We start from the raw sequence: 13669 nt of genomic DNA on the forward strand, positions 1-13669 counted from the left end.
GTTTAAAGAGTGGCAACTTTTTACTGTTCTACCATTCTAGAAATGTAAACGGAATTTAATATTCTCGTGAATATTGTCAAAGAATAGTAGCATATAGTGAGAATTGTTGTTACAATTTAAACTGTGTAATAATGTTGGAGAATCCAACCAAATCACAGAAGAACGAAAAAACAGGAGGAATACTACACATGGCTTATCAACCAAAGTCGTACAAAAAGTTCGTTGCAACTGCAGCGACAGCTACATTAGTAGCATCAGCAATCGCTCCAGTAGCGTCTGCAAACTCTAACACAGCAGCATTCACGGATGTTTCTGCAAACTACAAAGTGGCAGTAGACTACTTAGTAGAAAACAATATCTCACAAGGATATACAGAAACTCAATTTGGCGTTCAAATGGACATCAAACGTGGGGATGCAGCAATCATCCTTGCAAAAGCTTTAGGAATCGTTGAAGACGAAAACGCTGCTCCATCTGGTTTCTCTGACGTTCCTACTCGTGGAGCTCTATTCATCAACACGTTAAAAGAAGCAGGTATCATTAATGGTAAAACTGCTACTAACTTTGGATTTAACGATCCAATCACTCGTGGTGAAGTTGCTTTAATTATGGCACGTGCTGCAGCTTATAACTTAGAAGGTGATGTTTCTGAATTGAAATTCACTGACGTTGCTGATCGTTATAAAGAAGCAGTTGCTGGATTAGTAGAAGCTGGAATCACTCAAGGTAAATCAGCTACTCAATTCGGAACTAACGATCCAATCACTCGTGGAGAGTATGCAATCTTTGTTTACAAAGCGGAGACTATGACTCCAGCAACTCCTGAAGTTGTTTCAGTAAGTGCGATTAACGCAACTGAAGTAGTTGTAGACTTTAGCGTATTACTTGATAAAACTGATGCTGAAACTGTAGGAAACTACAAAATTGGTGCTGTATCTCCAACTTCAGCAACATTAAATAGCGACAAAAAATCCGTTACTTTGAAGTTTGCTAATGCAAGCGATGTTGAAGTAACTAATTCTGTATTTGTAGTAGAGCCAATTCAAACTGCTGCTGATGCTTCAGTTGAAACAGCTAAATATACACAAGTATTTTCTTTTGAAGATACAATTCGTCCAACTGTAACTGGAGTTTCATACCCAACTAATGCAACTGCTAAAGTTACATTATCAGAAGCTGTTGACGTTTTAGATGGAACAGAACTAGCAGATTACATCACTGTAACAGATGCTAATGGAGCAGATATCACTGATACTACTCTTTATACTTTATCAGCTGACAAAAAATCTTTCACAGTAAATACTGCTGGTTTCACTAAAGGATTAGCATACTCATTATCAATCGTGGGATTAAAAGATCTTGGTGGAAATTTAATTTCTCCTAACCCAGCTGTTGTTAATATTACAAAAACTGAAGTAGATTCAGTTCTTCCAACAGTAACAAGTGTTACTTCTTTGGATACTAACAAATTTAAAGTAGTATTCTCTGAAGCACTTGATACTACTGGAACTTACTTCACTTATGATGTAGACGCTTCTGGTACACCTGTAACAGTAAACAGTGCAAATGCTACTATGAATGACGCTGGAACAGAATTTATTGTTGACTTAGGTGCACCACTATCAGCTGGTCCACATGCTATTGCAATTGATTCTTATGAAGATCCTTCTGCTAACGCTGGTAATCCTTACAGCAAATTAGTAAACTTTGCTGCAGATACTACTAATCCTACTGTAGCTTCAACTTCAGTAAAAACATTATCAGGTGTTCGTTATATAGCTGTAACTTTCACTGAGGAAGTAACATTAAATGCGCAAACAGTTAATTTCTCTTATGTACAAGATGGAGTTTACAAAACTGGTACAATTGCAGCTTCTTCTCTAGCAGCTGTTGATTTAGATGAAAATGGCGTTGATGAATCAGTACTTATCAATACAGAGGATTTCGATGGTTTAGGAAATGCACTTAAATCTGGAGTTTACTCAATTTCTTTACCTTCTGGTTTAGTTACTGATACATCTCAAAACACTAACGATAACGCTGCAACTACTGTAAAAGTTACTTTAGGTGACCTTACTTCTACAGATACTACTAAACCTGGTATCGCAGGAGTTGACGTTCAATCTATCGATAACGATACAGTTGAAGTTACATTTAGCGAAGATGTTTCAAACGAAACTGCATTAAATCTAGCTAACTATACAGTTGAAGGAAAACAAGTATTCGATTCTGCTGTATTCTATGGTGACAAAACGACAGTTCGTTTAACATTAAAAGCAGGTGCTATTAAGTTAAACGGTGACTATCAAGTTGTCATTAAAAACATTAAAGATACTGCTGGAAATCTTATGAATACTGTTACACGTATTGAGACTTTCACTGAAAACACAGCTCCTGCTTTATCTTCAGCTGTATTAACTGCTAACAATGTTATTACTTTAAAATTCAATGAAGATATGAATGTTCTTAGCATTCAAGAAGCACTTGCTGAAGCTGATTTTGAAGTATTCGTTAATGGAGTAGCTGAAACTGGAGTTACTGAAGCATCAACTGATGCTAGAACATTTACATTAACTTTAGCTGATGCATTAAATGCTACAGAATATAACTCTACAATTACGCTTAAACCAACTGTAGATTTCGATGTTGAAGATGCTAATGGTAATGCGCATCCAACATTCACTTCTGTAACTGTAACTAAATAATACCAACAAGAGGTATTCCTGGTTAATTTATACTATTTTGTAATAGTATTAAAATCCCTGTAGAAATTCTACAGGGATTTTTTTATACATAATATTCTTGTTTTAAGGTTTGTGATTATTTTGATTATTAGAAAATCATCTTTTATATAAAGTATTTATATAGTCGAACTATTATATTATCAATATGTAATTCTATTTTTTAGTGGAACATTAAGGAGGATATTCTATGTTTGAAAAATTCAGAAAGAAAAAACAAGATGTTTTTGAAGTATGTGATGAACAGATAAACCCAGATGAATCAAACTTGAAGAAATAGAATTAGTTACGAAGACTATTGAGGAACCAAGAATGCAAGAACATGAAAAATATTACTCAAATGAAGGATCTTGGAATAAAGTTCAAATATTCGCAAAAAAGGCAGGTTCCAATGTTATATATGCTGTACTAATACTTTATTTCACATTGCAGAAACCTGATATTCCTTTGAGAGCTAAAGCTACTATAGCAGGGGCATTAGGTTATTTTATATTCCCTATTGATATAATTCCAGATGTCACTTTGGGAGTAGGTTTTGTTGATGATTTAGGTATGATAACTGCGGCATTGTTTCAAGTAGCTATGTATATTGATGAAGACATAAAAAAACATGCAAAAGATAAGCTTAAAGATTGGTTTGGAGAAAATATAGATACATCTGAAATAGATGATAAATTGAAATAGTTAATATATTGTATTTCGTTTTTCTAAACATTAAGGTATTCATCTACTAATCTAGAAAATGCTAAATTAACAAATTGAAAAAATTGATGTTGAAGTAACAGATGTTATATTTGTAGTTAATCCTGTCGCAACTGCTGAGGATACTTCGGTTAAAACTGAAAAGTTTACACAAGTTTTCACATATGAAGATACAACTCGTCCTGTTATCACTAGCACAACTTACTCAGATTATCAGCATTCTGTTATTCATTTTAGTGAGCCAATGGCTAACTTAGGGACTGTAACTGTTTCTAATAGTAATATAGCTATTGGTTCATTATCAACAGATGGAAAATCAGTAGCTGTTGATTTATCAGCAGCACCTGAGGGTTCATATACTGTTACGATGGTTGGTGCTTATGATAAGGGAAATAACCTAATCACTCCAAACCCTGTGACAGTTAACGTAGTTAAGTCTAAAACAGATACAGTTGCTCCTACAGTTACCGGTGTTACTACTTCTGGAACTTCAAATCTATCTGTGAAATTCTCTGAAGCACTTTCAGCGGTTCCTGTTGTAACAGTAACTGGTGGTGGAGCTGCAACGGTTACACAAGATTTGACAGATCCTACTAAATATAACGTAACTTTAACCACTCCTGTAACTGGTGTACAAACAGTTTCAGTAACTGCTGGATATACAGATCCAAGTGGAAATGCTGGTTTAGCTTACTCTACATTAGCTCAATTTACAGCTGATACTACTGCACCTACGTATGTTAAACACTCAGTTCAAACAATTGCTGGCGTACAATACCTTGTTGTTAGAAATAACGAAGCTGTTGCTTCTACTGCAGGCGTTGTATCTGGAACTTACACAGACGCTAACTCAGTTACACAAAATGTTGCTAATCTTGGAGCTACAAGCTTGTATGATGCTAATGGAGACGGTATTAATGAATCAGTTAGAGTTAATTTAACTGGTAATACTGCGGGTAACTACACAGTAACTCTTCCTGCTGGTTATGCTACAGATGCATCAACTAATGCAAGTGCTAGTAAATCAGTTAGTTTTGCTCTAGGTACAGTTGCTAATACAGCTAAACCTACAGTGAACAGTGTTATTACTCAATTTACAATTGGAGATGTTAATAAGTTTACTGTCAACTTCAGTGATCTTGTAACAGCTGCTACTGCATTAAACGTTAATAACTACAAAGTTGAAGGGCAGTCAGTATTTAGCAGTGCTATTTTTGACGGTGACCAACAAACAGTTACATTAACTTTAAAAGATGGAGCTATTACAACTGATGGACTTAGAAACTTCACAGTTAATAATGTTACAGGCGTTAATGTAGTAGTAATGGATGCTCATACAGAGCAAGTTATCTTTGATGAAAATGTAGAACCGACAATTACTTCTGCAACTTTAACTGCTGCTGATACAATTGCATTAAACTTCTCTGAATTAATGACTGCTGCTTCACTTACAGATAATGATAACTTCGAAGTTTATATCAATGGTTCAAAAGCAACAGTTACTACTGTAGCAGCTGGAGCAGACAATTCTAAGTACATTATTACATTGGATGCTACTACTGTTGTAAACAACTTAAGTGACACAGTGACTGTTAACGTACTAAATACGAATGATGTTACTGATGCTGGTACACCTGCAAATACACTTAAAACTACAGGTTCAATCTCTGTAGCTAAATAATTTTATTTTTAAAACTCTGTGAGAAAATTCTCACAGAGTTTTTTTGTTTATATTAATTTTTACGGTTCTACATTAAATGTGAGATATGTCTATAATTTAAAGCATGAAAAATTTTACAGGTGCTAGTGTTCAAAACAATTCAGATATTGTCTATAATTTGATTGGATTTTCGCTTATGAGGAGGTCTTTTCTCTTGTTGTTTCACGATTTTCAAAACCTCTTATGTTACACTTTTTATAGGAGGTGTTTCGAATGATCAAACAAGAGATAAAATCGATCTATTATTTGCGGTTGTCGGCGATGATGATGGTAGTATTGATTCATACGACTGCGCAGTATCGACATTTGTTTGATGTAAACACGTTCCAATCTCGTTTTTATCATTTTATTAATAATATAACGCGTGTAGAGTCTGGTATTTTTATCATGCTTGTTGGAATTGTTTTCTTTTATAATTATCAAGATCGAAAGTTTGATATGCCGCCGTTACTTACTTATTGGAAAAAGCGTGTTGTATACATATTAATTCCATTTGTTGTTTGGTCGCTTGTTTATGAGATCCATGCAGTTTATTTACAAACGAGAGAATGGAATTCATCAGATGTTTTAAATAGAATTGTTACCGGACAAAGTCATTATCAATTATATTTTATCTTTATTGTTGTACAATTTTATCTTGTGTTTCCTTTAGTTATGAGCATTGTAAAATGGTTACCTTCGGTCAAAAAATATTTAGCTCTTATCGGTATATTCATTGAATTTGTTTTTTTCTTGCTTGATTATACATTTCGTCTTATTGATATTCCGTTCTTTTTAGAATCCTTTGGTTCGTTTTTAGTCGGAGGTTGGATAGGTCTTACAATTCAAGAACAGCAATTGAAGGTATCGAACAAAAAGATCAGTATATGGGGAATTATTTTTGCTATCGCTGGAATAGCTACTGTCTTCATTCGGTACCAAAATATGTATATAGCGACTCTTAGTATTCCAATTGAATTGTACCGTCTTATTACGATGACATTTATTATAGGAGGAAGTTATTTCGTCTACTTGCTTTCCGAAAAACTTGTTTTGACTCTTTCTACCAATATGACCTCCATGATTAAGTCTATTGCCTATTATTCTTTTGGTTTCTATTTACTCCATCCACTTGTTTTGTATTATGTCATGGAGTGGATACCAACTCGAGGCACTCCAGGATCATTTCACTTAACGATTATGATTCAGTATATTTTCACGCTCTTATTATGCTATCTCATCATCTGGTCATTCCACCGATTTGTGCCTTTTGCAAGTTTTGTTTTTGGAAAACTTCCAAAAAACTCCTACCTACCTTGGCAAGCATATAAAAAAGTCAATTAATTATTTCAAATGCTTTTCTAATCGTATGATTGGAAAAGCATTTTTTAAACTCATTCAAATGAACTAGCGAATATAAGGGGATTAGTCTATTCGCTTCATATTCAGACTATTCTTTTTTTATGTATACTATTAAGAAGAGAGGAGAATGGTGGAATGTGTAGAAAAATATGGTATTCCGCATTAATTGTTTGTTTTTGTAAGATTTTATTTATTTCTCCGGTGAAAGCAGAAGAACAATTTGTTGTGGAAATTGAGAAAGGTATTTCTATTTTTGTTTCTCCAGATTCTACTTCGACAATTCTTACAGTCACTAGTCAAAAATCAAATTGGACTATTCTTCACACATCGCCCAACTATTTTGAGGTGAGTAACGGTGAAATCCAAGGATACGTGAAGACGAAAGAATCTCATGTTTTGTTTCCGGAAACGGTTAAAAAGTTTGAAGTATATGCTGCTAGTGTTCCTTATTATATCTTAAAAAACGGCAAACTACTGGAGAAAGGGAATATATTTCCTGGAGTTGCTTGGAAACGGGATGGACAAACGGATGAGTATCATATCATTCATGTTGGAAATCAACTTGTGTATGTTCCAATTGAAGGAACTATGCCTACTTCTTTAGAAGTGAACGCTTCCGCACCTCGGAAAGCTGTAATACCGACTACTCTTTTGGCAGAAAATCATTTACCTGTATTTAGTCCAGAAGGTGAACGTTTAGGTACATATCCTCGTAGTTACCCTGTAGCGATAAATGGAATCGATGGAGAATACGCGATCGTCAATTTTATCGGACGGGAAGCGAAGGTTCCATTTAACTTACTTTACTCCAAGGATTTATTCCAAGGAGCTCAAACTGTTTCGCATAGTGAAATGAGTTTTTACACACAAGTAATTCATGCGATGTATCCTGAGTTTACGGAGCTGAAACAAATTGGATTGTCTTTGGAAGGTCGCGCTATATATGCCTTAAAAATCGGAAAAGGGAAGAAAGAGGTATTGTTCGATGCAGCCCTTCATGCGCGTGAGCATATGACGACAAATGTTCTATTAGAGATGATGGATTCGTATAGTATTCATTATCGAAATAATGCATCTTGGGCGGGTTACAAACCTAGAGAAGTATTGGATAAAGTGGCCATATGGTTTGTTCCGATGATGAATCCTGATGGCGTTACGCTTGTTCAAGGCGGGATGAAGGCTGTTAAAAACGGTGAACTTGCTCGTAAGATTAATGGTGGAAGCACTAATTTTGCAAGATGGAAGTCGAACGTTCGAGGAGTTGATTTAAATAATAACTTTGACTCCGAGTGGAGCGCATTGAATGTGTCTGCCAAAAAACCTGCCTATCATTTATACAAAGGCCCTAAAGCATTTTCAGAACCAGAATCACAAGCGCTTCGAGATTTTATCAATAGTAGAGATTTCTTATCTAATATGTCCTATCATACGTCTGGACAAGTGATTTACTGGTTTAATTGGCAAAAAGGTTCGGATTTAAACAGAGATGTTGGTTTAGCAGGGAAAGTATCTCGTTTAACAGGCTATCGTGTGTTGGATCCGATGTATTTAATCGGGTCTGGATCCTCTGCTGATTGGTTTATTCAAGAGAAAAAGCGACCAGCATTAACGATTGAAATATCTCCTTTTGTGGGAGATAGACCGGTTCCAACTTCGTATTGGCCAGCAATATGGAAACAGAATCATAAGGTAGGTATGTTTATCGCGACAGAGGCGGCATCAAGATAAAAAGAAAGGATGGATGGAATGAAAAAATGGTTAGCAAGTTTAGCAATAGCGACGATGGTGACGACTAGTATTGGAACAGCAGAAGCAGCATCAGCTTCCGTTCGAGAATCTGTATTTAGTGATTTATCGATAAATAACAAGTTATATGAATCCGTTTATACGATGTATGTGCGTGAAGTAATGGAGTTTGAGGAAGGGCTCGCATTAAATGGTGGAGACAGAGTATATCCTTTGCAGGAAATTAGCAGAGCGCAAGCTGCACAGTTTTTATATAATTTATTGGGTCTTACATTAGAAGGAAAAACTGCTTTTACGGATGTGTCAGCGAATCATCCTAATTATGAAGCAATATCAACATTAGCATCAAACCATGTGGTGGATGGATATCCTGATGGATCGTTCCATCCAAGTGAAAAATTAACACGTGCACAGATGTCGAAAATTATTGCAAATGCGTTCCAATTGAAAGAATCTACAGAGCCAATCCCATTTACAGATGTAAATGAACGATTCTTTCCATATGTCTCAGCTATTTACGCGAAAAACATCACTGATGGGAAAACGGCAACTCAGTATGGTTCGAATGAGTTCATCACGAAACAAGAAATGGCAGCATTTATGGACAGAGGCTATAATTTCCGCAATGCCAGTGAATACAATGATAATGAAATAAAGATGAAAACCAACGAATTGACTAGAAAAATCCGTATTCTAATGGTACAAGGATTCCTCGCAAGACATCCTAAACCACAACAGTTGTCGGATATTGAATCAGATTTAAAGTTACTGACGATTGAACCTGCCTACTCAATGATTGGCAATATCTATAAAGCTAGTTGTGTCGCTTGTGATGTTCCTTTTGTAATGAACGATATGAATTTTGAGCTAAAGTACAATGTGCTTGCAAAGTCAGATACACGAATCGTGATTGAATCCGCTGTAGCGGAAAATCTTTTCGATCTAGGTGGAAATTATGAGTTAGAGATGACAAAGCAAAATGGTACCTGGAAATTAAAGAACTGGAAACTAAAGTCTTTTGACGAGGAACCACTTCAGTTGTCAGATGATGAAACGCAAGAGTATTTAATATCTAAACTAAGCTCCATGTATGGAGGAATCGTCCGTTCATTAACTTACAACGGAAGAAGTGAAAATGGCTTATATGACAGATACCAATTCACTGTTAACGGAGAGACATTTAGAATCTTTTACAAACCTTCTAGCGCCATGATTCAAGAAGATTTAGGCATTTAATAGGAAAGGAGTCATTCAAATGAAAAAATGGATCGCGAGTTTAGCAATAGCGGCGATGGTGACAACAAGTATGGGAACAGCAGAAGCAGCATCAACTTCTGTACGAGAATCTGTATTTAGTGATCTGTCGATAAATAACAAGTTGTATGAATCCGTTTACACCATGTATGTTCGTGAAGTGATGGAGTATGAGGAAGGTATCGCATTAAATGGAGGGGATCGAGTATATCCCTTGCAGGAAATTAGCCGCGCACAAGCAGCTCAGTATTTATATAATTTGCTCGGGATGACATTAATTGAGGAGAATGGATTTAGTGATGTGCCCTCAACTCATCCTAATTATGACGCGATAGCCACGATGGCAGCGAACGAAGTGTTAGATGGATTTCCAGATGGAACGTTCCATCCGAATGAAAAATTGACTCGTGCTCAAATGGCAAAAATTGTTACCAATGCATTTGAGTTAAAAGAATCAAATGAAGCTATTCCTTTTACAGATGTAAATGAACGATTCTATCCATACGTATCTGCGATTTATGCGAAAAATATTACGGGTGGGAAAACGGCCACTCAGTATGGTTCGAATGAGTTTATCACGAAACAAGAAATGGCTGCATTTATGGACCGTGCACATAAGATAAGACTTGGTAGCGAGTACAATGATTACGAAATCATGATGGTGACGAATGAACTAACTCGTAAAATCCGTATTTTAATGCTGCAAGGTTTAGAAGAAAAACATCCAAATCAACAAGTCAGTGATATCGCAACTGAATTAAGCAATCTTTCTACAGAACCAGCTTTCTCCATGGTGAGTGGAATGTACTTGAATAGTTGTTATGCGTGTGATGGAGCAGATGTTACAAGAGATATGGATTTTGCTTTGAAGTATGAGGCTGTTGCTCAAACGGATAATCGAATCGTGATTGACTCTGCAATTCCTGAAAGTTTGTTTTTCTCTGGTGGAAATTATCGGTTAGAGATGGTTAAACAAGATGGTGCTTGGAAGTTAAAATCGATGACTACTAGCTCATTTGATGAGAACCCTGTACAAATGACTTCTGATGAAGCACGTGATTATATTGTTTATACGCTTCGTTCAAGTTTTGGATGGAATGTGAGTTCTATTGAATATATCGGGAAAAGTACTGAATCTAATTTTGACCGTTATAAAGTGATATCGAATGGTCAAACAAAAATCGTACAATTTAAACCAACTACTGCATTTGTGTTAGAAGAATAAATAGGGGGGATACGATGAAAAAATGGCTAGCAAGTATTGCAATTGCAGCTATGGTGACAACAGGTGTTGGAAATGCTGAAGCAGCATCTTCATCTGTACGAGATTCAATTTTTAGTGATTTATCGATTCATAACAAATTATATGAGCCAGTGTATTCCATGTATCTTCGTGGAATAGTAGGGCACGACAATGGTATTCCTTTAAATTTGGGCAACAAAATGTATCCGTTAGATGAAATTACTCGTGCACAAGCAGCTAACTATTTGTACAAGTTGCTCGGTATGAGTTTTGATGAGAAAAAGATGGCTTTTAATGACGTGCAAACAGGACATCCAAATTATGAAGCAATTTCAACTATGGCAGCGAAAGATGTGATTGACGGATATCCGGATGGTACGTTTCGCCCCAATGAGAAGTTGACTCGAGCACAAATGGCCAAAATTATCGCAAAGGCATTCGAGTTGAATGAATCAAGTGAGCCAGTTCCCTTTACCGATGTAAACGATCGATTCTATCCATATGTATCTTCGATTTATGCGGAAAATATAACCCGAGGAAAAACGGTTACTCAGTATGGCTCAAATGATTTCATCACGAAACAAGAAATGGCAGCATTCTTAGAAAGAGCACATAAGACAAGATTGGGTAGTGAGTATAATGATCAAGAGATTCAAATGGTTACGGATGAATTAATTCGTAAAATCCGTGTTTTGATGAATCAAGCACTAAATGTCTATTATCCAAATCAGAAGGAAAACGATATTGCGGCAGATTTGAAAGAGTTAGCTACAAATACAGCTTATAGTGAACTAGTGACTATCTATAAGAATAGCTGTAATCACTGCGATGGAGTTGTTCTTCGAAATATGGATTTTGCATTAAAGTACGAGTTAGTGGTTGAAACGGACAATCGAATCGTTTTAGAGACTGCTGTGCCAGAAGATTTGTATTTAAATGGGAAAAATTATACAGTTGAAATCATTAAAACAGATGGTGAATGGAAGTTGAAAACCTTGAAGTCGTCTTCATTTGAGGAAAAGCCGCTGCAACTAACAGAGGATGAAGTGAAGGCATATATTGCCCACCAACTTTATGATTATTACAAATGGAAAGTAAGGTCAATTTCGTTTATGCGAATGAGCGATGATGGAAATGTTGAATTATATGAAGTGATTGAAGATGGTAACACTCATTTAGTTGGATTTAATCCACTGACTGCGAGAGTAACTGAAGAAGCGAGATGAATGAAACCTACTTGCATCCAAGCAAGTAGGTTTTTTGCTGTATATCCGCACTTCAAATAGTCTAATGTGTAGAAAGAATATGGACGAGAGAATTTTTGTAATGTTTTTGTTACACAATTGTAAAATAAAATAGGTTTACCTCATGGTAAGATAAATTCAGTTGATTTTTCAGAAAATTGTATCTTATCGCCTAGTGGAGGAACCTATACATGTTAGTAAAGTCTCAGATGCTTAAATTGATTTCGGTCATCGCTATTATTGCTGTACTCATGCTTTCAGCTTTTTCTCAAGAAGCCCAAGCGGCAAGTTCCTTAAATTCAAAACAGATTGTTACTACTTCGTCTTCTGTACTTGGAGTGAAGTACAAGCGTGGTGGAACGACAACGGCAGGATTTGATTGCTCTGGATTTATCGGATATGTCTATAAATCATCTGGGGTGAATTTACCTAGAACATCTGCAGGGATGTACGCTACAGGAAAATCAGTTGCAAAGAAAAGTCTTCAAGTAGGAGATTTAGTGTTCTTTAATACTTCAGGTAAAGGTGTATCACATGTTGGTATATACATAGGAAATGGGAAGTTTGTTCATTCATCTTCAAGTAAGGGAGTATCGATTGCTAAATTGAACGATCCTTATTACTGGGGAGATAAATACATCGGTGCGAAACGCGTTGCAAATGTTGCCACGGTAGCTTCTAAATAATTTGTCATACAAAAGCGCTTTATTGTGATTTTTCTCGCAATAAAGCGTTTTTCTTATGTACGTACATTTCAATTGTTCAAATAATGAGTTTTGATGGAATGAAAGAGGAGATTTTAAAAAAGCGATGATAGTACACAGGTCGCTCCATCACCGAAACAGGAACAAATTCACCGATTGATTGAAGTTTTATAAAATTCCATTCTTAAATTACTTACAAACTAGGTAGTTGTAGCTAAAGATAGTAAAAAAATGCTCATTTTTGTTCATGAATTGAATGGGATATTTTAGTAGTATAGAAGAGAGAAAGGAGTCTAGTATGAAAAAAATTATTGTTATGATGAGTAGTATTTTGTTGATTGTAGGTTTAGGGACTTCAAGTAAGGCGGCATCTTCTTATACAGATGTGAGTGATCGGTATTATGAGGCTGTAGCTTTTATAACGGATAAAGGGTATGCACAAGGATTTTCCGATACTCAGTTTGGAACAAGTGCGTCCATTAAACGAATAGACGCTGCTGTAATGGTAGCAAGAGTGCTTGGTTTTACTCCAAACACTTCGTATCAAGACGCAGGATTCTCTGATGTTCCTGCTGATCGTGCATGGGCAACGAATGCGTTATCCCAAGCAGGTGTGATTAACGGGAAAACGACTACACAATTTGGCTCATATGATTCGATGACTCGTGCGGAAATGGCGAAAGTAATCGCAAATACATACGATTTAACAGCTTCAAGCGATGTCATTCCTTTTACCGATGTCAATCCACGTTTCGTTCCATTTGTTGCTGCTTTGGTTGAAAATAATATTACACAAGGTAAAACTGCCACTTCTTTTGGATCAACAGCCGTGATCACTCGTGGAGAGTTTGCTTTGTTCGTTTTCCGGGCTGAAGGAGAACAAGCAGATGTTCCCCCAGAAGTAATTTCGGTCGAATAAAATATTTTAAGATTTCAAACATTTTCTTTCTTGTACTTGTCAATCTATATGGTAA

Annotated in this window: 10 protein-coding genes; all 10 read left to right on the forward strand. The window is 36.0% G+C overall.

Going from position 1 to position 13669, the window contains the following annotated elements; translation table 11 throughout:
- Positions 1–188 precede the first annotated feature (188 nt).
- The 10 genes from D3873_RS03165 to D3873_RS03210 all read left to right on the forward strand — a co-directional run bounded on the left by D3873_RS03165 (position 189) and on the right by D3873_RS03210 (position 13614).
- Positions 189–2705 (forward strand): S-layer homology domain-containing protein, encoded by a 2517-nt coding sequence (locus D3873_RS03165; RefSeq protein WP_162920127.1) that lies wholly within the window; start codon positions 189–191, stop codon positions 2703–2705.
- Positions 2706–3053: 348 nt separating this feature from the next.
- On the forward strand, positions 3054–3425 hold the full coding sequence (locus D3873_RS03170; protein WP_119882659.1) for a YkvA family protein: 372 nt from the start codon (positions 3054–3056) through the stop codon (positions 3423–3425).
- Positions 3426–3687: 262 nt separating this feature from the next.
- A complete protein-coding gene (locus tag D3873_RS03175; RefSeq protein WP_119882660.1) occupies positions 3688–5124 on the forward strand; it encodes a hypothetical protein in 1437 nt (478 codons plus the stop codon).
- Positions 5125–5376: 252 nt separating this feature from the next.
- Entirely contained in the window at positions 5377–6486 is a 1110-nt protein-coding gene (locus tag D3873_RS03180) for an acyltransferase (protein WP_119882661.1), read from the forward strand.
- Between the two features lie 153 nt (positions 6487–6639).
- Positions 6640–8232, forward strand: a complete 1593-nt coding sequence (locus D3873_RS03185; RefSeq protein WP_119882662.1) for a M14 family zinc carboxypeptidase — start codon at positions 6640–6642, stop codon at positions 8230–8232.
- An 18-nt stretch (positions 8233–8250) separates the two neighbouring features.
- Entirely contained in the window at positions 8251–9486 is a 1236-nt protein-coding gene (locus D3873_RS03190) for an S-layer homology domain-containing protein (protein ID WP_162920128.1), read from the forward strand.
- Positions 9487–9505: 19 nt separating this feature from the next.
- Entirely contained in the window at positions 9506–10729 is a 1224-nt protein-coding gene (locus D3873_RS03195; RefSeq protein WP_119882664.1) for an S-layer homology domain-containing protein, read from the forward strand.
- A 14-nt stretch (positions 10730–10743) separates the two neighbouring features.
- On the forward strand, positions 10744–11973 hold the full coding sequence (locus tag D3873_RS03200) for an S-layer homology domain-containing protein (protein ID WP_119882665.1): 1230 nt from the start codon (positions 10744–10746) through the stop codon (positions 11971–11973).
- Positions 11974–12182: 209 nt separating this feature from the next.
- On the forward strand, positions 12183–12677 hold the full coding sequence (locus D3873_RS03205; protein WP_119882666.1) for a C40 family peptidase: 495 nt from the start codon (positions 12183–12185) through the stop codon (positions 12675–12677).
- A gap of 316 nt (positions 12678–12993) precedes the next feature.
- Entirely contained in the window at positions 12994–13614 is a 621-nt protein-coding gene (locus D3873_RS03210) for an S-layer homology domain-containing protein (protein WP_162920129.1), read from the forward strand.
- Positions 13615–13669 lie beyond the last annotated feature (55 nt).

It is taken from the genome of Paenisporosarcina cavernae (genome assembly GCF_003595195.1).
Lineage (GTDB): Bacteria > Bacillota > Bacilli > Bacillales_A > Planococcaceae > Paenisporosarcina > Paenisporosarcina cavernae.